The organism is Caballeronia sp. INML2, assembly GCF_023631365.1.
GTDB lineage: Bacteria > Pseudomonadota > Gammaproteobacteria > Burkholderiales > Burkholderiaceae > Caballeronia > Caballeronia turbans.
The window spans coordinates 1-23,363 of the sequence record NZ_JALQDH010000014.1 but is presented as its reverse complement, the minus strand read 5'-3'; the positions used below and the strand labels follow the sequence as shown (position 1 = coordinate 23,363).

General features: G+C 63.4%; 16 protein-coding genes. 9 read left to right on the top strand and 7 right to left on the bottom strand.

Going from position 1 to position 23,363, the window contains the following annotated elements; genetic code table 11:
• Window positions 1-117: 117 nt before the first annotated feature.
• On the bottom strand, window positions 118-336 hold the full coding sequence (locus NCT32_RS04895) for a hypothetical protein (protein WP_061121745.1): 219 nt from the start codon (window positions 334-336) through the stop codon (window positions 118-120).
• A 275-nt stretch (window positions 337-611) separates the two neighbouring features.
• On the opposite strand from NCT32_RS04895, the gene NCT32_RS04890 reads away from it, so the two are divergent.
• Window positions 612-1,148 (top strand): hypothetical protein, encoded by a 537-nt coding sequence (locus NCT32_RS04890; RefSeq protein WP_061121746.1) that lies wholly within the window; start codon window positions 612-614, stop codon window positions 1,146-1,148.
• Between the two features lie 63 nt (window positions 1,149-1,211).
• Here NCT32_RS04890 and NCT32_RS04885 read toward each other — a convergent pair whose 3' ends face one another.
• Together NCT32_RS04885 and NCT32_RS04880 are read right to left on the bottom strand one after the other, a co-directional pair.
• Window positions 1,212-2,624 carry a lactate utilization protein B gene (locus tag NCT32_RS04885; protein WP_061121747.1) on the bottom strand — a complete coding sequence of 471 codons (1,413 nt, stop codon included), beginning with the start codon at window positions 2,622-2,624 and terminating at the stop codon, window positions 1,212-1,214.
• Window positions 2,625-2,650: 26 nt separating this feature from the next.
• Window positions 2,651-3,385, bottom strand: coding sequence for a (Fe-S)-binding protein (locus tag NCT32_RS04880; RefSeq protein ID WP_061121748.1), 735 nt, complete (start codon window positions 3,383-3,385; stop codon window positions 2,651-2,653).
• A 190-nt stretch (window positions 3,386-3,575) separates the two neighbouring features.
• Between NCT32_RS04880 and NCT32_RS04875 the strand changes: the two genes are divergently transcribed.
• Window positions 3,576-4,382, top strand: coding sequence for an IclR family transcriptional regulator (locus tag NCT32_RS04875; RefSeq protein WP_061121749.1), 807 nt, complete (start codon window positions 3,576-3,578; stop codon window positions 4,380-4,382).
• Window positions 4,383-4,457: 75 nt separating this feature from the next.
• Here NCT32_RS04875 and pbpG read toward each other — a convergent pair whose 3' ends face one another.
• Window positions 4,458-5,642, bottom strand: coding sequence for a D-alanyl-D-alanine endopeptidase (gene pbpG, locus NCT32_RS04870; protein WP_061121750.1), 1,185 nt, complete (start codon window positions 5,640-5,642; stop codon window positions 4,458-4,460).
• Window positions 5,643-6,419: 777 nt separating this feature from the next.
• Here pbpG and NCT32_RS04865 point away from each other — a divergent pair.
• Window positions 6,420-6,995, top strand: coding sequence for a phasin family protein (locus NCT32_RS04865; RefSeq protein WP_061121751.1), 576 nt, complete (start codon window positions 6,420-6,422; stop codon window positions 6,993-6,995).
• 150 nt (window positions 6,996-7,145) lie between these two features.
• Here the strand turns inward: NCT32_RS04865 and lpdA are convergent, their stop codons facing one another.
• The 3 genes from lpdA to aceE form a co-directional block, all read right to left on the bottom strand.
• Window positions 7,146-9,209, bottom strand: a complete 2,064-nt coding sequence (gene lpdA, locus NCT32_RS04860; RefSeq protein ID WP_086961652.1) for a dihydrolipoyl dehydrogenase — start codon at window positions 9,207-9,209, stop codon at window positions 7,146-7,148.
• 75 nt (window positions 9,210-9,284) lie between these two features.
• Complete coding sequence (gene aceF / locus NCT32_RS04855; RefSeq protein WP_061121752.1) at window positions 9,285-10,919, bottom strand: dihydrolipoyllysine-residue acetyltransferase; 1,635 nt, start codon at window positions 10,917-10,919, stop codon at window positions 9,285-9,287.
• A gap of 80 nt (window positions 10,920-10,999) precedes the next feature.
• On the bottom strand, window positions 11,000-13,693 hold the full coding sequence (gene aceE, locus NCT32_RS04850; protein ID WP_061121753.1) for a pyruvate dehydrogenase (acetyl-transferring), homodimeric type: 2,694 nt from the start codon (window positions 13,691-13,693) through the stop codon (window positions 11,000-11,002).
• A gap of 281 nt (window positions 13,694-13,974) precedes the next feature.
• Here aceE and fixL point away from each other — a divergent pair, with 281 nt between their 5' ends.
• From fixL to NCT32_RS04820, 6 genes are all read left to right on the top strand, one after another.
• The gene (gene fixL, locus NCT32_RS04845) at window positions 13,975-16,509 is read left to right on the top strand and encodes an oxygen sensor histidine kinase FixL (RefSeq protein WP_061121754.1); all 2,535 of its coding nucleotides are present in this window, start codon (window positions 13,975-13,977) and stop codon (window positions 16,507-16,509) included.
• Window positions 16,506-17,141, top strand: coding sequence for an oxygen response regulator transcription factor FixJ (gene fixJ / locus NCT32_RS04840; protein ID WP_014190971.1), 636 nt, complete (start codon window positions 16,506-16,508; stop codon window positions 17,139-17,141). The genes fixL and fixJ overlap by 4 nt, the downstream gene beginning before the upstream one ends.
• A 470-nt stretch (window positions 17,142-17,611) precedes the next feature.
• Complete coding sequence (locus tag NCT32_RS04835) at window positions 17,612-18,961, top strand: DUF3300 domain-containing protein (protein WP_061121759.1); 1,350 nt, start codon at window positions 17,612-17,614, stop codon at window positions 18,959-18,961.
• A gap of 64 nt (window positions 18,962-19,025) precedes the next feature.
• The gene (locus NCT32_RS04830) at window positions 19,026-19,937 is read left to right on the top strand and encodes a DUF2950 domain-containing protein (protein ID WP_061121755.1); all 912 of its coding nucleotides are present in this window, start codon (window positions 19,026-19,028) and stop codon (window positions 19,935-19,937) included.
• A 203-nt stretch (window positions 19,938-20,140) separates the two neighbouring features.
• Window positions 20,141-20,995 carry a bifunctional methylenetetrahydrofolate dehydrogenase/methenyltetrahydrofolate cyclohydrolase FolD gene (folD, locus tag NCT32_RS04825; protein ID WP_061121756.1) on the top strand — a complete coding sequence of 285 codons (855 nt, stop codon included), beginning with the start codon at window positions 20,141-20,143 and terminating at the stop codon, window positions 20,993-20,995.
• Window positions 20,996-21,142: 147 nt separating this feature from the next.
• Window positions 21,143-23,254 (top strand): M3 family metallopeptidase, encoded by a 2,112-nt coding sequence (locus NCT32_RS04820; protein WP_061121757.1) that lies wholly within the window; start codon window positions 21,143-21,145, stop codon window positions 23,252-23,254.
• Window positions 23,255-23,363 lie beyond the last annotated feature (109 nt).

Below are 23,363 nucleotides of genomic sequence, written 5' to 3'. Positions count from 1 at the left end.
TGAGTCCCGTGCAATACAGAACTCAGGCCTTGGCTACCCGCTAGACTTTAACCGTCCAACTTCGCGGGGTCAGTTCACGCGGGGCGCCATTTTTCGTCTGCGTAAAAACCCGGCGCTCTAGAGCGTCTTTTGTACGGAAGTCACTGCGGGCGTCGCGTCATCGTCCTCGACGAAGCCGAGTGAGATCGCGCGAGCAAGCTCGGCGCTCACGCCAGCCACGCTGGTTTCCTGATGGCGCGTGGACATGCTGCCGCCTTCGCCGGCGTGCAAGCAAAAAGCCAGTGCGATCGGAAGCACGATGGCGACGGGCCAGTAGGTCGATATTGTCTTTTTCATGGGACTGCCTTTGGGTCGAAGTGTCGCAGTGGGTAACAAGGATCCGGGACCCACTGCCGGACATTTCGAATGGTACGGAAGCGTCCCGATCTTAAAAAGCCGTTGAAAAGCAAAGGATTGTTGCGTTCGCGACAACAAGTCCTCTATCCGGCGCGCCGCTTCCGCTACCCGTCTTTATGACACTTGGCCGTCATAAAGCCTTACAAAGTTATTGAGGACATCCGCTTGGCGATGCTGTCTCATACAGTAATGGTGCTACAGGTTCTATCAAGATCATGAAATCCGCGGTTGCAGGTGTTCTTCTCGCGTCGTCCGCTGCCTTGCTTGGCGGTTGCGCGGTCTATCCGGACGCGCCGACCTATGGCGGCGGCTATCCTGGTGTCTACGACGATCCGGGCTATGGCTATTACGGCGGTCCGCCGGTCGTTCAGCCGGGCGTTGTCGTCGGTGGCGGGTATTACTCTGGTCCGGCGTATTACGGTCCGGGGCGCAGCCGCTACTGGGATGACGGTCCGGGCTGGCGCCGTCCGCCCCCAGGTGGCTGGCATGGCGGCGGCTCACACCCGCGCGATCATGGTCCGGGCGGGCCGCCGCCGCAAGCGGGTGGCGGACATCCGAACGGCCCGCCGCCACAGGCAGGCGGCGGTCGTCCGCCGGCCGCTCCCCCTCCGCAGGCAGTCGGCGGCGCGCCGGTGCCCAACGCAGTGGGCGGTCGACCTCCGGGGCCGAACCGCGCCCCGCCGCCATCCGCGAATGGCGGCACTCGCGACGGCGGCAATTCACGCGGCTTTCTTGGACGCTACGGCGGTTAAGGCGCGGAACGTCTTCATCGAAAACGGGCCACGGCAGATCAGACGATCTGCCGTGGCTTTGTTCTATCCGAGATGCGAGTGTTGCGCCTTGTATAACTCCCGAAAAGTTCGACCGACCGGCGCGGGCATATCGCGCGTGCCGGTCCATCCCTTGCCGAACGGCAAGCGCGGAATCGCTTTCCTTTCGCCACCCATGCGTTCGAGCACACGCACGACGAGCTTGGTGAAAAGCGCATACGCCGCCGGCCGTTTCACGAGATAGCCCCAGGCTGCGAGCGCGGCGCGCTCGCTCCAGGGGCGCAGTCCGCGCTCCATCTGCTTTTCCCGCAGCTTGCGCAGCAAATCCGACAGCGGAATGCCGACCGGGCACACGCTGTTGCATTCGCCGCAGAGCGTCGCGGCTTGTGGCAGATCGAGCGCCTTCTCAATGCCGACGTACGCCGGCGTCAACACGGAGCCCATCGGTCCCGGATAGACCCAACCGTACGCATGCCCACCGATCTTCTGATAGACCGGGCAATGATTCATGCACGCGCCGCAGCGGATACAGCGCAGCATTTCCTGGAACTCTCCGCCGATGAGCCCGGTGCGCCCGCCATCGACGAGCACGAAGTACATGTGCTCCGGGCCGTCCGACTCGTCCGGCGCGCGCGGTCCGGTCAGCAGCGAAAAGTAGTTCGAGATCGTCTGCCCGGTCGCCGAGCGCGGCAGGAGGCGCATGGCGGTCGCGAGATCCTCGAGTGTCGGGAGCACCTTCTCGATGCCCGTCACCGCGACATGCACGCGCGGCATCACCGTGCACATGCCCTCGTTGCCCTCGTTCGTGACGACCGCCACCGACCCCGTCTCCGCGATCAGAAAGTTGCCGCCCGTCACCCCCATGTCCGCCGACATGAAATGCGGGCGCAGCACTTCACGCGCCTCGCGCGTCATGTCGGGGATGTCGGTCAGGCGCGGCTTGTTATGCGTTTTTGCGAAGAGATCGGCAATCTGCTCCTTATCCTTATGGACGACCGGCGCGATGATGTGGCTAGGGGGCTCGTTATCGTTGATCTGCAGGATGTATTCGCCGAGGTCGGTCTCGATGGACTGCACGCCCATCTCGCCGAGCACGCGATTCAACTGCATCTCTTCGGATACCATCGACTTGGTCTTGATGACCTTCTTCACGTCATGCTTGCGGGCGATATCCGCGACGAGCCTGGCTGCGTCCTGCGTCGATTCGGCGTAGAGCACCGTGGCGCCGCGCCGCGCCGCTTCGCGCTCGAAGGTTTCGAGCCATACGTCGAGATTGTCGAGCGCCCGATCGCGCCGCTCTTTCAGCGCGGCACGAGTCGCCTCGAAGTCGATGTCGCGCACCGCGCTCGCGCGCGCGCTGACGAACTTCGTCGAGAGCTTCGTGAGGTTTTGTTGAAGGCGCTCGTCGGCAAGCTTGCTGCCTGCGCGCGCCTTGAAATGCATCGTCTGGACTTGCATGGACAGTCTCTCTTTTCAGGATGCGCTCACGCGCGGCCTTGCGCGTCGCCGGCGAGCACCTGCGCGATGTGCAGCACGCGCGTCGACGTATCGCCTGTGCGGCGCAGGCGCCCTTCGATGTTCAGCATGCAGCCGAGGTCGCCGAGCACGACCGTGTCCGCGCCGCTCGCCTTGATGTTCGCGCACTTCTCATCGACGATCGCCGTCGAAATGTCGCCGTACTTCACCGCGAACGTGCCGCCGAAGCCGCAGCAGTGTTCGCAGCCCGCCATCTCCGTGACCGGTACGCCCGCCTGTGCGAGCAGCTCACGCGGCTGCGACTTCACGCCGAGTTCGCGCAAACCCGAGCACGAATCGTGATAGGTCACCATGCCGTCGAATGCGCCGGGCTCCATGCGCGCCTTTGCGACATTCACCAGAAAATCGGTCAGTTCGAACACACGCGGCTGCAGGCGCCCGAAGCGGCTCATCAGTTGCGGATCGTCGCGAAAAAGATCGCCGTAGTGCGCGCGGATCATGCCGCCGCAGGAACCCGACGGAACGACCACATAGTCGAACTGCTCGAACTCGCGCAGCGTTTTTTCGGCGAGATCGCGGGCGAGCGGACGATCGCCCGAGTTATACGCGGGCTGGCCGCAGCACGTCTGCGACGGCGGCACGACGACTTCGAAACCCGCCCGCTCGATCAGCTTGATGACTGAAAAGCCGATTTCAGGGCGCATCATGTCGATGAGACACGTGACGAATAGTCCGACTCGCATGGGGGCGTTTCCTGTTTTGTAGAAGTGATATGAACGCATCGCCGATTATCCGCGAAAGCCTCGCCCGTCGGGTCGCGCTGATACGCGCGCGTCATTGCCGGAATCATCGTTTCAGAACGGCGTTCGCTTTTTTCACATTATGAGATACAATCGCCATTCCGCTGTTTGACGCATCAACCGATTTTTCACGATGAGCGATACGAACCCGGACTCCAAGACTTCCATTCAGGTGATCGAGCGCATGATGCGTCTTCTCGACGCCCTCGCCGATCACACCGACCCCGTCAGCCTCAAAGAGCTCTCCCAGAGCACGAGTCTGCATCCGTCCACGGCGCATCGCATCCTCAACGACATGGTGCTGTGCCGCCTCGTGGACCGTTCCGATCCCGGCACCTACCGGCTCGGCATGCGGCTGCTGGAACTCGGCAATCTCGTGAAGGCGCGTCTCTCGGTGCGTGAGGCCGCGATGCCGCCGATGCGCGAACTGCATCGGCAAACCGGCCAGACCGTCAATCTATCCGTACGACAAGGCGACGAGATCGTCTACATCGAGCGCGCTTATTCGGAGCGCTCTGGCATGCAGGTGGTGCGGGCGATCGGCGGCCGTGCGCCTTTGCATCTGACTTCGGTCGGGAAACTCTTCCTTGCCGCCGACGAAGCCGCACGCGTGCGCGCCTACGCGATGCGCACCGGTCTCTCGGGGCACACGCAGAACAGCATCACCGATCTCTCGAAGCTCGAGCGCGAACTGTCGCTGGTGCGTCAGCAGGCCTGCGCGCGCGACAACGAGGAACTCGAACTCGGCGTGCGCTGCATCGCCGCCGGCATCTACGACGACACCGGGCGGCTCGTCGCCGGACTTTCGCTTTCCGCGCCCGCCGATCGTCTGCAAGATGCCTGGCTCAAGCAACTGAGCCACACGGCGCTCGAAATCTCGCAATCGCTGGGATATCACCCGGAACAGGCGGCCGCCGACGTGCAACACGCGCACCGCTGATCCGCGCCGCATGAAAAAACGGGATTCGTCTTTCGACGAATCCCGTTTGCTTTTGAAGCAGCGGATCGCGGACGCTCAAGGATTCGCGCCGCTGCCCATATCGGCACTCATGATGTGCGGCTCGCCGAGCGTATCGAGAAACGAGCGCAGGCGGCTCGCATCCGCGAAGCGCGAGTACTTGCCGTAGGAGTCGAGCAGCACGATCACGACCGGGCGGCCGTTCACGTTCGCCTGCATCACGAGACATTCGCCCGCTTCGTTGATGAAGCCCGTCTTCTGCAAGCCGATATCCCACGATGCATTGCGGATCAGCGCGTTCGTGCTGTTGTAGGCGATATTGCGCTTGCCGGTGAAGACATCGTAGCTGCGGTCGGTCGAGAACTTGCGGATCAGCGGATATTGATACGCCGCGTTCACCATCTTCACGAGGTCGCGCGCGCTCGATACGTTCTGGCTCGTCAGGCCCGTCGAGTTCTCGAAGTGCGTGTCGGCCATGCCGAGCGACTTCGCTTTCGCGTTCATCGCGGCGATGAACGCCGGACGGCCGCCCGGGTAATAGCGCGAGAGTGCCGCCGCCGCGCGATTCTCGGAGGCCATCAACGCGATATGCAGCATGTCCTCGCGATTCAGCACCGAACCGACTGCAAGGCGCGAGCCGGTGAACTTCTCGTAGTCGCGGTCTTCGTCGGTGACGCTGATCTCGTCGGTGAGCGGCATGTGCGAGTCGAGCACGACCATCGCCGTCATGAGTTTCGTGATCGACGCGATCGGCACGACGGCGCGCGAGTTCTTGTCGAAGAGCGTCTCGGACGTGTTCTGGTCGACCACATAAGCAACGCTCGAGCGCAGCGCAAGGCTGTCGGGCGTGTCATGCAGGCCGAACGCCTGTCCGACCGATGTGGCACGCGGCTGGAACGCGACGGCGTGCACCGCACCGCGGCGCGCATGCGGTTCCATGCGGTAAGACACCCGACGCTTGCGCGATGCGCGGGGCGCATCCTCGTCGTCATCCGTGGCAGCGACCTTGGCGGCCTTCGCCGGCTTCGGTGCCTTGAGCGTGGTTTTGGCCACGCGCGCAGGCTTTTCAGCGTTGGCGGTGGATTTCTTTGCGGTCCTGGTTGCGGTGGCGGTCTTTGCAAAGGCTTCAGCCGGAGCCGCTGCGAAGGACGTCGCTACTGCGATGGAGACAGCGATGGACAATGCCGAGCGCACTGCCACGCCATGCACCACCTTCAACGACGAAAACATTTCGGTTTTCATTAGTGTTCTGTTGGGCGGCTGGAGGGTACCGCCAAGTGTAGTGAAGCAACGAAATTTAAGCAATATTAAGCACTTATCGGCACTCGTTAAACTGAGTTGTAAGCCTTGATTGCGTATTGCCGATCAACAGCGCGCCTCGATCGGAAAAAACGATCGTCCCGGCGGAGCCTGTACTGCCCAAAGCGCGCTTTTCTACATGACGTCAAACGTGCTATCGGCAAAACTTTCCACGACTTTAGTCAAAACATGCAGAGCGATGGGACAAACGCAGAACGCGAAATCGACAGCAAGGCAGGCCGAGTTGCGCGTGGGTCCGCGCCACAAAATCGGACCATCGAAATGTTAACGTTTCTTCAACAATTTGGTGTACGGCAACATCTTAAAATTAAGACATTCTCCAGAATCGTCTCATTTTGCATCGCGAAAAACTCGCAGGCGTCTGACGTCGGGCGACATCAAAACTTCATCCAGACGTGCTCTCATCCACTGCAAGAACGCGCGTCGAGACGTCTTGAATCTCATACCCGGCTGACGTGCACAGGGTTTCCACGGGTGTCCGTCTCGAGCGTCCGTCGATCAAGTAAGCCTTTGTTTAACATACCTTTTCGACTCATTGTGCAGCGCACAAAAAGTGCTTGACATCTATCGGAATATCTCTAAAATGGGTCTCATGTTGCGACGCACCAATCGCGGTTGCACCTAGCCGGCCAGGTTCATCGCGCCGGATCTATCCAAACCACGACCCGCATTTGATGGGTCGGCCATCAGGAGCCTGAGATGACGCTGTTGACCCCCGAGCAAATCGCCGCTGCACAAAAAGCTAACTTCGACACGCTGTTCGGTCTGACGAACAAGGCGTTCGAAGGCGTCGAGAAGCTGGTCGAACTGAACCTGCAAGTCGTGAAGTCCACGCTGGCCGAAAGCCAGGAAAACGCGCAGCGCGCTCTGTCGGTGAAGGACGCGCAGGAACTGCTCGCGCTGCAAGCCAGCCTGACCCAGCCGGTCGCGGAAAAGGTGCTGTCGTATGGCCGTCACCTGTATGAAATCGCGTCGGCCACGCAAGCCGAATTCGCCCGCGTCGCGGAAGCGCAGTACGAAGAGCAGAACCGCAAGGTGCAAACGCTCGTCGACAACGTCGCGAAGAACGCACCGGCCGGTTCGGAAACCGCTGTCGCCGTGATGAAGTCGGCTATCACCGCTGCCAACACGACGTACGAAACGGTTCACAAGGCAACGAAGCAAGCTGTCGAGATCGCCGAAAGCAACTTCAACGCTGCCGCTACGGCTGCGACGAAGGCCGCTACGCAAGCGACCGAGCAAGCTACCCGCGCCGCCAAGAAGTCGGTTGCGTAAGTTTGCCGCCGGGCTCTGCCCGGTTCAATGCAGCACGCATGACGAAGAGCCCGGCCACCGCGCCGGGCTTTTTGTCGTCTGCCGTTCGTAAACGAAAAAGGCGCGCTCCGGTGAAGGAACGCGCCTTTGCACTTCTCGAAGTGCGGAAGCTTACTTCTTGCGTTGCGGCGGCAAGTCCGTGCACACGCCTTCGTACAACTCGGCGGCCATGCCGACCGATTCGCCGAGCGTCGGATGCGGGTGGATCGTCTTGCCGATGTCGGTTGCATCCGCGCCCATCTCGATCGCAAGGCACACTTCGCTGATCAGGTCGCCCGCATTCAGACCGACGATGCCGCCGCCGATCACACGGTGCGTCTCCTCATCGAAGATGAGCTTGGTGAAGCCCTCGTCGCGGCCATTCGCGATCGCGCGGCCCGACGCGGCCCACGGGAACACCGCTTTGCCGAACTTGATGCCTTCGGCCTTGCACTGGTCTTCCGTCTTGCCAGCCCACGCCACTTCCGGATCGGTGTAAGCCACCGACGGAATCTGCATCGCGTCGAAATACGCCTTCTCGCCGTGCGCCACTTCCGCCGCGACGTGGCCCTCGTGCACCGCCTTGTGCGCGAGCATCGGCTGGCCGACGAGATCGCCGATCGCGAAGATATGCGGCACGTTGGTGCGCATCTGCTTGTCGACGTTGATGAAGCCGCGATCCGTCACCGCCACGCCGGCCTTGTCCGCGCCGATCTTGCCGCCGTTCGGGCTGCGGCCGACCGCGAGCAGCACGAGGTCGTAGCGCTGCGGTTCGCTCGGCGCCTTCTCGCCTTCGAAGGTCACGTAGATGCCGTCTTCGCGCGCTTCCGCCTTGGTCGTCTTGGTCTTCAGCATCACGTTCGTGAAGCGTTTGGAATTGAACTTCTCCCAAACCTTCACGAGGTCGCGATCCGCGCCGAGCATGAGGCCGTCGAGCATTTCGACGACGTCGATGTCCGCGCCGAGCGTCGAATACACCGTCGCCATTTCCAGGCCGATGATGCCGCCGCCCACCACGAGCATGCGCTTCGGAAGCTGACGCAGTTCGAGCGCGCCCGTCGAATCGACGACACGCGGATCGTCCGGGAAGAACGGCAGCTTCACGGCTTGCGAGCCGGCCGCGATGATCGCCTGCTTGAACTTCACGACCTTCTTGCCGTCCGCGCCCTGCACTTCCATGTAATACGGATCGACGAAGTTACCCACGCCCGTGACGACCTGCACCTTGCGCGCCTTCGCCATGCCCGCGAGACCGCCGGTCAGCTTCTTGACCACGCCTTCCTTGAAGCCGCGCAGTTTGTCCAGATCGACCTTCGGCTCGCCGAAGCTGATGCCGTGCGCCGCGAGCTCCGCCGCTTCGTCGATGACGAGCGCGGTGTGCAGCAGCGCCTTCGACGGAATGCAGCCGACGTTCAGGCACACGCCGCCCAGCGTCGAATAACGCTCGACGAGCACCGTCTTCATGCCGAGATCGGCGGACCGGAACGCCGCCGAATAACCGCCGGGGCCGGCGCCGATCACGAGCATGTCGCACTCGACATCGGCGGCGCCGGAGTAACTGCCCGCTTGCGGCGCGGGGGCCGGAGCGGCTGCAGCGGCTGCCGGAGCAGCCTGCTGAGGCGCGGGCGCGGGCGCAGACGCGGACGCCGCGCCGCCGCCTTCGAGCGTCAGGACCAGCGTGCCTTCCGACACGGTGTCACCGACCTTCAGCTTCACTTCCTTCACCGTGCCCGCAGCGGGTGAAGGCACGTCCATCGTGGCTTTATCGGATTCGAGCGTGATGAGCGACTGCTCCTTCTCGACCGTATCGCCCGGCTTCACGTGCACTTCGATGACCGGAATGTCCTTGAAGTCGCCGATGTCCGGCACCTTCACGTCCTGCACGCCGCCGGCGGCCGCGGCGGGCTTCGCGGCCGCCGGCGCCGGCGCTGCAGCAGGCGACGGAGCCGCCGACGCGCCTTCGGTTTCGACCATCGCGATGACCGAGCCCTGCGAGACCTTGTCGCCCTGCTTGACCTTCACTTCCTTGACGGTGCCCGCGAAATCGGCGGGCACTTCCATCGTGGCCTTGTCGGTTTCGAGCGTGATGACGCCCTGTTCCTTTTCGATGCTGTCGCCGGGTTTGATATTGACTTCGATGACATCGACATCGGAGAAGTCGCCGATGTCGGGTACTTTTAGTTCGACGAGACTCATGTTGTCCCCTAAGAGATGTGCGGATGGAACCTCAGGGCCACGCCCCGAGGTTCCGCCGTCGGCCGGATCAGAAGATCAGAGAATGACGCGACGGAAATCGCCCAGAATCGCCGACAGATAAGCGTTGAAGCGCGCAGCGGCCGCACCGTCGATGACGCGATGGTCGTACGACAGCGACATGGGCAGCGTAAGGCGCGGCACGAACTGCTTGCCGTCCCACACCGGCTTCATCTGACCGCGCGACAGGCCGAGAATCGCGACTTCGGGCGCGTTGATGATCGGCGTGAAGTGCGTTCCGCCGATGCCGCCCAGCGACGAGATCGAGAAGCAGCCGCCCTGCATCTGATCGGGCTTGAGCTTGCCGTCGCGCGCGAGCTTCGACAGCTCCGCCATTTCCTTGGCGATATCGACGAGGCCCTTCTTGTCCGCGTCGCGGATCACCGGAACGACGAGGCCGTTCGGCGTATCGGCCGCGAAACCGATGTGGTAGTACTTCTTGAACACGAGGTTGTCGCCGTCCAGGCTCGCGTTGAAGTCCGGAAACTTCTTGAGCCCCGAGACCACGGCCTTGATGACGAACGCGAGCATCGTGAACTTCACGCCCGCCTTTTCGTGTTCCTTGTTCAGCTTGACGCGCAGTTCTTCGAGCTCGGTGATGTCGGCTTCGTCGTTGTTCGTGACGTGCGGAATCATCACCCAGTTGCGATGCAGGTTCGCCCCCGAGATCTTCTTGATGCGCGACAGCGGCTTCGGATCGACCGGGCCGAACTTCGTGAAGTCGATCTTCGGCCACGGCAGCAGACCCAGTTCGCCGCCGCCACCGCCAGCCGGCGCAGCCGCTGCGGGCGCCGCGCCCTGACCCGACATCACGCCCTTGACGAACGCGGTGATGTCGCCTTGCGTGATGCGGCCCTTCGGACCGCTGCCACGCACGCGCGACACGTCGACGCCCAGTTCGCGGGCGAACTTGCGCACGGACGGCGACGCGTGGCTCGACGTGCGCGTGCCGTCGCCGGCAGGAATCACGGGCGCCTGCGCGAGCGCGGACGGCGGCTCTTTCGCGGGAACGGGCTTCGCGGGCGCATCGGCGGGCACTTCGACCTGCTTCTGAGGCGCGGGCGCCGCCGCAGGCGCTGCTGCTGCACCGGCGCCTTCCAGCACGAGGATCAGCGAGCCTTCGGAAACCGTGTCGCCGATCTTGACCTTCAGTTCCTTCACCGTGCCCGATGCGGGACTCGGCACATCCATCGTCGCCTTGTCGGATTCGAGCGTGACGAGCGACTGCTCCTTCTCGACCTGGTCGCCGACCTTCACGCCGATCTCGATGATCGGAATGTCCGTGAAGTCGCCGATGTCCGGCACCTTCACTTCGATGGAACCGCCGCCGCTCGCGGCGGGGGCGGCAGCGGGAGCCGCTGCCGGCGCCGGTGCAGCCGCTTCCTGCTTTGCGGCAGGCGCGGCGGCGGATGCGCCGCCTTCCAGTACGACGATGAGCGTGCCTTCCGACACGTTGTCGCCGACCTTGACCTTCACCTCCTTCACGGTGCCCGCCGCCGAACTCGGCACGTCCATCGTCGCCTTGTCGGATTCGAGCGTGACGAGCGACTGCTCGGGTTCGACCGTATCACCCACCTTGACCAGCACCTCGATCACGGGGATGTCCTTGAAATCGCCGATGTCCGGCACTTTGACTTCGATCGCTTGACTCATTATTAGTGTCTCCTGGGTTGCACGCGGGCCTCCTTCCGCTTCGGAAAGAGGCCGCGTCACAACGCTCGGGGGCGATGCCTTTAGACGGTCATCGGGTTGGGTTTGGACGGGTCGAGGTTGTACTTCTTGATCGCCTCAGCGACGACCTTGCGCTCGATCGTGCCTTCGTCGGCCAGCGCGTTCAGCGCGGCCAGCGTCACCCAGTAGCGGTCGACTTCGAAGAAGTGGCGCAGCGCCTCGCGCGTGTCCGAGCGGCCGTAGCCGTCGGTGCCGAGCACCACGAACTTGTTCGGCACATAGCCGCGGATCTGGTCGACGAGCGCACGGATGTAGTCCGTCGATGCGATCACCGGACCCTTCGCGCCCTTGAGCAGCGCGCTCACGTGCGGCACGCGCTTCTCTTCGGTCGGATGCAGCAGGTTCCAGCGCTCGCACGCCTGACCGTCGCGGGCCAGTTCGGTAAAGCTCGGCACGCTCCAGAGATCGGAGGTGACGCCCCAGTCGTTCTTCAGAAGATCGGCGGCGGCGATCACTTCGTTGAAGATCGTGCCCGCGCCCATCAGCTGAACGTGCGCCTTGCCGGCCGCATCGGCCTTCCTGAACGCGTACATGCCCTTGATGATGTCCGATGCAACGGCATCGCCTTGCGGGATCGCCGGATGCTCGTAGTTCTCGTTCATCACGGTGATGTAGTAGTACACGTCCTCCTGATCCGCGACCATGCGGCGCAGACCGTCCTGCATGATGACCGCGAGCTCGTAGCCGAAGGTCGGATCGTAGCTCACGCAGTTCGGCACGGACGCCGCCCACAGCAGCGAGTGGCCGTCTTCGTGCTGCAGGCCTTCGCCGTTGAGCGTCGTGCGGCCAGCGGTACCGCCCAGCAGGAAGCCGCGCGAGCGCATGTCGCCCGCGGCCCACGCCAGATCGCCGATGCGCTGGAAGCCGAACATCGAGTAGAAGATGTAGAACGGGATCATGATCTCGCCGTGCGTCGAGTACGACGTCGCGGCCGCGATCCAGTCACACATCCCGCCTGCTTCGTTGATGCCTTCCTGCAGAATCTGCCCGGTTTCCGATTCCTTGTAGAACATCAGCTGGTCGGAGTCTTCGGGAATGTACTTCTGGCCTTCCTGATTCCAGATGCCGATCTGACGGAAGAGACCCTCCATGCCGAAAGTACGCGATTCGTCCGGCACGATCGGCACGATGCGCTTGCCGAGTGCCTTGTCTTTCAGCAGGATGTTCAGGATCCGCACGAAGGCCATCGTCGTGGAGATTTCGCGGCCTTCGCCCGTGCCCTTCAGCAGCGGCTCGAATGCGGCGAGCGCCGGCACCGGCAGCGATTCCGCCTTTTCGCGACGCGCCGGCAGATAGCCGCCGAGGTCCATGCGCTTCTGACGCATGTACTCCAGTTCCTTCGAGCCTTCCTCGAACGTGAGGTACGGCACGTCGGCGATTTGCTCGTCGGTGAGCGGCAGGCGGAACTGGTCGCGGAATTTCTTCAGCGTGTCGATCGGCAGCTTCTTCTGCTGGTGCGTGATGTTCATCGCCTGACCATGCTCGCCCATGCCGTAACCCTTGATGGTCTTGGCGAGGATGACGGTCGGCGCGCCCTTCGTCTTGGTCGCGGCGTCGAATGCCGCGTAGATCTTGTGCGGATCGTGACCGCCGCGGTTCAGGTTCCAGATGTCTTCATCGGACCAGTCGGCGACCAGCGCCTTCAGTTCCGGCGTGTTGAAGAAGTGCTCGCGCACGAACGCGCCCGACTCCGACTTGTACGTCTGGTATTCGCCGTCGACGACTTCCATCATGCGGCGCATCAGCGCGCCGGTCTTGTCGCGCGCGAAGAGCGCATCCCAGCGGCTGCCCCAGATGACCTTGATGACGTTCCAGCCCGCGCCGCGGAATTCGCTTTCCAGTTCCTGGATGATCTTGCCGTTGCCGCGCACCGGGCCGTCCAGGCGCTGCAAGTTGCAGTTGATGACGAACACGAGGTTGTCCAGACGCTCGCGGCCGGCCATGCCGATCGCGCCGAGCGATTCCGGCTCGTCCGTCTCGCCGTCGCCGAGAAACGCCCAGACCTTGCGGCCGTCCGTTTTCGCGATGCCGCGCGCCGCCATGTACTTCATGAAGCGCGCCTGATAGATCGCCATGATCGGGCCGAGACCCATCGACACGGTCGGGAATTGCCAGAAGTCCGGCATCAGCCACGGGTGCGGATACGACGAGATGCCCTCGCCGCCCACTTCCTGGCGGAAGTTGTTCAGTTGCTTCTCGGTCAGGCGGCCAAGCAGGAACGCGCGCGAGTACACGCCCGGCGACGAGTGGCCCTGCACGAACACGAGATCGCCGCCGTGTTCTTTCGACGGCGCGTGCCAGAAGTGGTTGAAGCCGACGTCGTAGAGCGTGGCGGCGGACGCGAACGAAGCAATGTGGCCGCCGACGTTCGTATCCTTGCCCGCGCGCAGAACCATCGCGATGGCGTTCCAGCGGGTGTACGAGCGGATCCGGTGTTCGATGTCCTGGTCGCCCGGGATCTTGGCCTGCGAAGCGACGGGGATCGTGTTGATGTACGGCGTGTTGGCGGAGAACGGCAGGTGCTCGCCATGAACGCGAGCGAATTCGATCTGTTTCTCGATCAGGTAGTGCGCGCGATCAGGACCGACCGCGGAAATTACGCCGTCGAGCGCGTCGAGCCATTCGGCGGTTTCCTGAGGATCGTCGTCCTTGGCGTTGGCGACATATTTGAGAACTTCGTCGGGTACAGCGGACATGCTCGTCTCCTGATGTGAGGAACACTCTGAGAACCGCCGGCGCACGCCCGATCGAAGGCGGGCACTGGCCGCGTGCCGGCAATTCTAAAGAGGGTCCAGACCATGACGCAAGGAATTTTTCAAATCATGAGAGTTGATCTCACCATACGAAAAATTGCTGCAACGCACCGTCCCATAAGACTTTTTTAGTCAGATGTTTCTCCTCCTTTTCCTGCAATCGAGGCTTCTTTACCCTCTTTTTACGCCAATTAACAATCAGGCGCTGCGTTACAATCGCTTCCATGTTGACCGAACGGCTGATCAAACGCTCGGCGAGGGTCCCGCGCAAGCCGACCGACGCCTCGCCCTCTCGCTGGCACCACGGCCCGTGGTGGTCGAACTCCTATTTACTCACGCCGCTCATTTCGATCCTGGTATTTCTGGTCGTGATGAGTCTCATCCTCTGGAGCCTGAACCGGCGCGAGCAACAGCAGCAGGAAGACACGCTCTACCGCAATGTCGCGTGGGCGCAGCAGCAAATCCGTCTCTCGATGACGGGCGCACAGGAGCAGATCCAGGCGCTCGCCCGCGACATCGTGACCGGCCACGGCGACCCGCAAACCTTCCAGACCTCGTCCACCGACATCATGCAGGGGCATCCCGAGATCCTCTACATGAACTGGTATACGAGCGAGCATAAGCCGCGCTGGCCGAATACGCCGCTGCCCGTGCTCGGATCGCGTCTCGCGAAGCCGAACGACACGCAGATGGACGAGGCCGTGCAGGCCGCGTTCGACGAAGCGCGGACCACCCGCCGCCAAGTCTACTCGCCATTGCTCTACGACGATCTCGGCAACGGCTATATCACGCTGCAGACACCGGTTTTCCGCGACCGGGAATTCCTCGGCTCGATCGCGGCGGTGTTCTCGATCGAGGGCGTCCTCAAGCACGACATTCCCAGCGAACTGTCGGCGAAGTACAAGATCTCCATCACGGACCTGAACAACCGCGAGCTCGCGACCACGTCGAGCCGCCCGCGCCTGCCGCGCGACATGTTCTACGACCTGCCGCTCGATCCGCCGGGTCAGGGCCTGTCGGTGCGCGTCTATTCGTACCCGCAGCTCACGAACTTCACCAATAACACGCTCGTCTGGCTCGTGGCCGGCTTGTCGTGCTTCGTGCTGTGGAGTCTCTGGAGTCTGTGGAAACACACGCGCCAGCGCTTCGAGGCGCAACAGGCGCTGTACGCCGAAGCGTTCTTCCGCCGGGCGATGGAAAACTCGGTGCTGATCGGCATGCGCGTGCTCGACATGCACGGCCGCATCACGCACGTGAACCCCGCGTTCTGCCGCATGACGGGCTGGGACGAGAGCGATCTCGTCGGCAAGAACGCGCCGTTTCCGTACTGGCCGCGCGACGCCTATCCCGAAATGCAGCGCCAGCTCGACATGACGCTGCGCGGCAAGGCGCCCTCTTCCGGCTTCGAATTGCGCGTGCGCCGCAAGGACGGTTCGTTCTTCCACGCGCGGCTGTACGTCTCGCCGCTGATCGACAGCTCGGGGCGGCAGACTGGCTGGATGTCGTCGATGACGGACATCACCGAACCCAAGCGCGCGCGCGAAGAGCTCGCCGCGGCGCACGAGCGCTTCACCACCGTGCTCGAAAGCCTCGACGCGGCCGTCTCCGTGCTCGCCGCCGACGAAGCCGAGCTGCTCTTCGCCAATCGCTATTACCGGCATCTGTTCGGCATCCGTCCCGACGGCCATCTGGAGCTCGCCGGCGCCGCGTTCGACGGCGGCTCGCAAAGCTCGTCCGATACCATCGACATGGTCGACACCTACGCGGGCCTCCCCGCCGCCGCGCTCACCGAAAGCTCGGCGGACGCGCAGGAAGTCTATGTCGAGGGTATCCAGAAGTGGTTCGAGGTGCGCCGCCAGTACATCCAGTGGGTCGACGGCCATCTCGCGCAGATGCAGATCGCCACCGACATCACGCAGCGCAAGCAGGCGCAGGAACTCGCGCATCAGCAGGAAGAGAAACTGCAGTTCACGAGCCGCCTGATGACGATGGGCGAAATGGCGTCGTCGCTCGCGCACGAGCTGAATCAGCCGCTCGCGGCGATCAACAACTATTGTTCCGGCTGCGTCGCGCTGGTGAAATCTGGCCGCATGACGCAGGAAACGCTGCTTCCCGTGCTCGAGAAGACCGCGCAGCAGGCCGTGCGCGCAGGCATGATCATCAAGCGCATCCGCGAGTTCGTGAAGCGCAGCGAGCCCAAGCGCCAGGCCGCGCGCGTCGCGGATATCGTCGCGGACGCGGTTGGTCTCGCCGAAATCGAAGCGCGCAAACGCAAGATCCGCATCGTCACCGAAATCCGCTCGCGCATGCCGGTGATCTACGTCGACCCGGTTTTGATCGAACAAGTGTTGGTCAACCTGTTGAAAAACGCGGCTGAGGCGATGCATGATGCGAAACCAACCGCGGTCGATCCGGTGATTCGCGTCGTCGTGCAGCGCATGGACGGCGGCTTCGTTTGCATCAGCGTGGTCGATCAGGGACCGGGCGTGGACGAGGCAACCGCCGAGCGCCTCTTCGAGCCGTTCTACAGCACCAAGTCCGACGGCATGGGCATGGGGCTGAACATCTGCCGCTCGATCATCGAGTCGCATCGCGGACGCCTTTGGGTGGTCAACAACGTCGAAGCGGACGGCCACGTGACCGGCGCAACTTTCCACTGCAGCCTGCCGATCGGCGAAGTGGACGGCTCGTCGGGCACGGGCGGCACGGATGCGCAGGACGAACATACGAGACAACAAACAGTTACGGGAGAACTATGAGCACAGTCACCACTCAGGAAACCGTCTTCGTCGTCGACGATGATGAAGCCGTGCGTGATTCCTTGCGCTGGCTGCTCGAAGCAAACGGCTATCGCGTTCAATGCTTCTCCAGCGCGGAATCGTTCCTCGACGTCTATCTGCCGATCTCGCATTCCGGCGCGATCTCCTGTCTGATCCTCGACGTGCGCATGGCCGGCATGACGGGGCTCGAGCTGCAGGAGAAACTCATCGCCGAGAATTCGCTGCTGCCGATCATCTTCGTGACGGGTCACGGCGACGTGCCGATGGCCGTCTCGACGATGAAAAAAGGCGCGATGGACTTCATCGAAAAGCCGTTCGACGAAGCCGAACTGCGCAAGCTCGTGGAGCGCATGCTGGAGAAAGCGCGCAGCGAAAGCACCAGCGTGCAGCAGCAGCGCGCCGCCGCAGAGCGTCTGGGCAAGCTGACCGCACGCGAGCATCAGGTGCTCGAGCGCATCATCGCGGGGCGCCTGAACAAGCAGATCGCCGACGATCTCGGCATCAGCATCAAGACGGTGGAAGCGCATCGCGCGAACATCATGGAGAAGCTCTCCGTGAACACCGTCGCCGATCTGCTGCGTCTCGCGCTGTCGAACAAGCCTCAGCAGTAACGGCTTCATCTCTCTCTTCGCGGCCGGCATCGCCATGCCGGCCGCGCTTGCATGGCGCGCCTGGCGACACGCGCGCGCCGTTCGTCCCCTTCCGAAACCCCGTTGTCGGCAAGAGTGAAACGTGATATTTCCTCAATCACGTTGACACATCCAGAGGGCCGCCCGTAAGTTGGCGTGACCTCCACTACCGGACAACGGTCATGCGCGACACGACGGCTGCTGCGTCCTTGCTCGAATGTCAAACGTTTGGCGTCCAGGTCTTCGAAACCGAAGCCACTCGCTCATCAATTCCCTCGCCTTCATTCAGCACTGCGCATCAGTTCGCTGCTTATCGGCAAACTACAGGCGCATCCCGCCGCATCGGCAGTCCACGCGCGCCGAGTGTCCAGCGTCGTGCACCGGAGGACTTGATCTTGAAACGAAGCCCTTACATCATCAGCCATCGCGCGCGCACGCTGCGCATCATCGCGATGAGCGTAGCGCTCGCGTTGCCGCTTACGGCGCTGCTTCCCGCCACGGTTCACGCGCAGACGCAGGACGCTGCGAGCGCCGCGCAGAAGCTCACGAACCAGCAGCTCGATGCGCTGACCGCGCCGGTCGCGCTCTATCCCGACGCGCTGCTCGCGCAAGTGCTGATGGCGTCGACGTATCCATCGCAAGTCACCGATGCAGCCGCGTGGTCGAAGGCGAACCCGAACGTCAAGGGCGACGACGCCGTGAAAGCCGTGCAGACCGAGCCGTGGGATCCGAGCGTGCAATCGCTCGTCGCGTTCCCTCAGGCGCTCGCAACGATGGCCTCCAAGATCGACTGGGTGACGCAGCTCGGCAACGCCTTCATCGCGCAGCCGAGCGACGTGATGGACTCCGTTCAGCGTCTGCGGCGCGCGGCGCAAAGCGCCGGGAATCTGAAGACGAACGAGCAGCAGAAGATCACGAGCGCGCCGGCGCCGGCGGGCAGCACGACCACCAGCACCACGGTGATTCAGATCGAGCCGGCCAATCCGCAAGTGGTCTATGTGCCGACTTATAACCCGACGGTCGTGTACGGCACGTGGCCTTATCCGGCTTATCCGCCGGTCTACGTGCCTCCGCCTCCGGGATATGCGATGGCGTCGGCGTTCGTCGGCGGTCTCGCGTTCGGCGCAGGCGTCGCGGTCGTGAATTCGCTGTGGGGCAACTGTAACTGGGGGCACGGGGATGTCAACGTCAACGTGAACCGCTACAACAACATCAACACGAGCAACCGCATCAATGCGAACAGCAACAACGTGCGCTGGAACCGCAACGATCCGCAGTTCAACCGGACCAACGTCGCGAACCGGCAGAACACGTTGAACAACGCGAATCTCGGCGCGAACGCCAACCAGTTTCGGGGTCGCGAGAATGCGCGCGCGCAGGCGGCGCAGACGCTGCAGCAGCGCACCGGGCAAAACCTCAACGAGCCGGCGAGCCAGCGCGTGCAGAGCATTCGCCAGGGCGGCGGTGTGAACGCGCGCGACACCAGCGACCTGCGCCAGCGCTCGCAGAACGTGAACCGCGATAACGCGCTGCGCGGTGCGGGCGACGGCAACGGTGCGCGCCAGGACATCCAGCGCGGACAGGCGAGCCGGGAGTCGTTCGCCAATCAGTCGCATAACCGCGTCGGCGGCGGCGGTGGTATCGAGCGTCAGGCGGGCGGCGGTGCGGGGGGCGGTGCGGGGGGTGGATTCGGCGGCGCGGGGGGCGCGCAACGTCAGGGCGGTGGATTCGGGGGCGGCGGCGGAATGCACGGCGGCGGCGGGTTCCAGCGAGGCGGCGGCGGAGGCTTTCATCGCCGTTGATGATCGATTCGACTGATCGCTCAAACGCCGCATACGCGGCGAACGCCACTTTCAGGAGCCTGAGATGACCCCTACCCAAGCATTCGCCTCAACGAAGAAGCCATTCCTGCGCGCCCTCGTCGCCGCATCGCTCGCGCTCGGCGCATCGCTCGCGTACGCGCAGACCGTCTATCCGACCGCCGAAGCGGCCGCGCAGGCGCTCACCGACGCCATCGCGACCAACGACGACACCGCGCTCGCCAAAGTCCTCGGCAAGGACCACAGGCATTACGTGCCCGCCGGCAGTGTCGGCGAAGAGGACATCTATGCGTACCTGGGCGCGTGGGCGCAGCAGCATCGCATCGTCGAGGATGCTCAACCGCTCAAAGGCCATCCGGCTGCGCACATCGAAGCGGGCACGAGCGGCTGGACGCTGCCGATTCCGCTCGTGAAAGTCGCGAAAGGCTGGCGCTTCGACATGCCCGCCGCGCGCGACGAACTGCTCACGCGGCGTATCGGCCGCAACGAGCGTTCGGCGATGCAGGTCGCGCTCGCGTATGTCGCCGCGCAGAACGACTATCACAAGACGGCCGACCGCTACGCCGACCGTTTCGTCAGCACGCCCGGCAAACACGACGGCCTCTACTGGGACACCGCGCCGGGCGAGCCGGACAGCCCGCTCGGCCCGCTCGCTGCCACGATGCCGAACAAGCCGAGCGCAGCCGACGGCTATTACGGCTATCACTACCGCATCCTGACTTCGCAGGGCGCGAACGCGCAGGGCGGCGCGAAGAGCTATCTGCAGGACGGCAAGCTGACGCAAGGCTTCGGCTTGATCGCGACGCCGGCGCGCTACGGCCAGACCGGTGTGATGACTTTCATCGTCAACCAGGACGGGCAGATCTTCGAAAAAGACCTCGGCCCGGCGTCCGCACGCGCGGCCGCGGCGATCAAGTCGTTCAATCCGGATTCGTCCTGGAAGGCGGTTACGCCTTAAGGCCCGGCGAAGTGGCGGGCATGGCGGGCCAAAACGTGCAATAGCGCCCGGCGGTATAATTTCGCCCTTCCCAGGGGCGCATTTGCCGAAAAACGCGCCCAGCACCATGCGCGAGCGCCGCGCACCGCTGCCGCACGAAGCAGCGGGCGCGGCGACGGCTTAACGCCCTCGCGCGCCCTCGCCCATCCTCGATCCGATTCGCCATGACTGCCCAACTCATCGACGGCAACGCCCTTTCCAAGACCCTTCGCGCCGATGTCGCCCAGCGCGCCGCCGCCCTCACCGCCCGTGGACACAAGCCGGGCCTGGCCGTGGTGCTCGTCGGCGACAATCCCGCGAGCGAGGTCTACGTGCGCAACAAGGTGAAGGCGTGCCACGACAACGGCCTGCACTCGGTGATGGACCGCTTCCCCGCGACGCTCGCCGAAAACGAACTCCTCGCGCACGTCGCAAAGCTCAACGCCGATCCTTCCATCCACGGCATTCTTGTGCAACTGCCCCTGCCCGCGCACATCGATAGCCACAAGGTCATCGAGGCCATCGCGCCCGAGAAGGACGTCGACGGCTTTCACGTCGCCAATGCGGGCGCGCTCATGACCGGCAAGCCGCTCTTTCGCCCGTGCACGCCCTACGGCGTGATGAAGATGTTCCAGGCGCACGACATCGACCTGAAAGGCGCGAACGCGGTGGTGATCGGCCGCTCGAACATCGTCGGCAAGCCGATGGCGCTTCTGCTGCTCGAAGCCGGCGCGACCGTCACCATCTGTCACAGCAAGACGCGCGACCTCGCGAAGCATACGCGCGATGCCGATGTGATCGTCGCCGCGGTCGGCCGCCGCAACATCCTGACCGCCGACATGGTGAAGCCGGGCGCCACCGTGATCGACGTCGGCATGAATCGCGACGACGAAGGCAAGCTGTGCGGCGACGTCGATTTCGCGGGCGTCAGGGAAGTCGCCGGCCATATCACGCCGGTCCCGGGCGGCGTCGGCCCGATGACCATCACGATGTTGCTCGTCAACACGATCGAAGCGGCCGAGCGCGCGGCGCAAGCGTGAAAATCGGCGCGGGGCCGCATTAATCGGCCCCTTAAAAACAATCGATTGGAATTTGCCTCGCACGCCCTAATAATCTCTCAGAGAGCCGGCGCGGACGGGTGCGACACTCCCCGCCCGCGCTTTACCCAACATCAGAACGGGAGAGTCATGAGCGACACCACGTCCACCCTGGCAGCGGCCAATCCGCTGCTCGATTTTTCCGATCTTCCGCGTTTCGGCGAAATTCAGCCTGCGCACGTCACGCCGGCGCTCGACGTGCTGCTCGCCGATGCAAAGGCCGCCGTCGACCGTGCGAGCGCGCCGGACACGCCGGCGACCTGGAAAGATGTCGTCGAGGCGGTCGAGCAGGAATCGGAAAAATTGTCCCGCGCTTGGGGCGTAATCGGCCATCTGAACGCGGTTGCCGATACGCCAGAACTGCGCGCCGCGCACGCTGAAAACCTGCCGCGCGTCACCGAATTTTCGGCAAGCGTCGGTCAGAACCTCGCGCTCTACGAGAAGTACAAGGCGATTGCCGCCGGACCGGAATTCGCCGGTTTATCGGCCGAGCGCAAGAAGATCCTGGAGAATTCGCTGCGGGATTTCCGTCTGTCGGGCGCCGAATTGCCCGAGGACCGCAAGCCGCGTTTCGCGCAATTGCAGGAGGAGCAAGCCGCGCTTTCCAAGGCATTCTCCGATCACGTGCTCGATTCGACCAACGCCTACGCGTACGTCGTCACGCAAAAAAGCGATCTCGCCGGCCTGCCGGATGACGTGATCGAAGCGGCCCGCGAAGCCGCTCAACGCGACGGCAAGGAAGGATGGAAGTTCACACTGCATTTCCCGTCGTATTTCCCGGTGCTGCAATATGCCGATCATCGGCCGATGCGCGAGGCGATGTATCGCGCGTATGCCACCCGTGCGTCGGAGCTGGGCGGCACCTACGGCCACGGCAAGCCTGAATGGGACAACACCGCGAATATCGTCGAGCATCTGAAGCTGCGCGAGGAGGAAGCGAAGACGCTCGGCTATCAGAATTTCGCGGAAGTGTCGCTCGCGCCGAAGATGGCCGAATCGCCCGCGCAAGTGATCGCGTTCCTCGAGGACCTCGCCACGCGTGCGCGTCCTTACGCCGAAAAGGACTGGATGGAACTGCGCGCGTTCGCCGCGACCGAGCTCGGCATGCCCGAACTGCAGCCGTGGGATATCGCGTATGCGGCCGAGAAGCTGCGTCAGAAGCGCTACTCGTTCTCCGAGAACGAAGTGAAGCAATACTTCCCGCAGGAAGCCGTGCTGAAGGGCCTCTTCAAGGTCACCGAAACGCTCTTCAACGTGTCGATCCGCCGCGACGAAGCCGCCGTGTGGAACCCCGACGTGCGCTTCTTCCGCGTCGAGAACAAGGACGGCACGCTCGTCGCGCAGTTCTATCTCGATCTCTACGCGCGCGAAGGCAAGCGCGGCGGCGCATGGATGGACGACGCCCGCTCGCGCCACAAGCGCACGCAGGGCGGCGTGCAGACGCCGGTCGCCTATCTCACGTGCAATTTCTCGGCGCCGGTGGGCGGCAAGCCCGCCTGCTTCACGCATGATGAAGTCATCACGCTGTTCCATGAGTTCGGCCACGGCCTGCATCACATGTTGACGCGGATCGACGAACTGGGCGTGTCGGGCATCAATGGCGTCGAGTGGGATGCGGTCGAACTGCCGTCGCAGTTCATGGAAAACTTCTGCTGGGAGTGGGACGTCTTGACCGACATGTCCGCGCATGTCGAGACCGGCGCGCCGCTGCCGCGCGAGCTGTTCGACAAGATGCTCGCCGCGAAAAACTTCCAGAGCGGTCTCGGCACGATGCGCCAGATCGTCTTCTCGATGTTCGACATGGTGTTGCACACGTCCTACGATCCGGCCAACGCGACGCAGAACGTGAACGACCTCGCGCGCGCGATCAACGAGAAGTTCCATGTGATTCCGCAGGCGCCGTTCTCGCGCTGGCCGAACACGTTCAGCCATATCTTCGCGGGCGGCTACGCGGCGGGTTACTACAGCTACAAGTGGGCTGAAGTGCTGTCGGCGGACGCGTACGCGGCGTTCGAAGAAGCCGCGAAGGCCAGCAACGGCTCGGTGCTCGACGTGACGACGGGCACGCGCTACCGCCGCGAGATTCTCGAAGTCGGCGGCAGCCGCCCGGCGATGGATTCGTTCAAGGCGTTTCGCGGACGCGAGCCGGACATCGACGCATTGCTGCGACATAACGGCATGTCGGGGCAAGCGGCGCACTGATCTCGAGCTGGCGAGAAAACCCCGGCCCAATCTGAACTGACCCCGCAAAGTTGGACAGGTTTGGGCTAAGGCCGTGAGGGCTGAGTTCTGTACATTACAGGACTCAGCC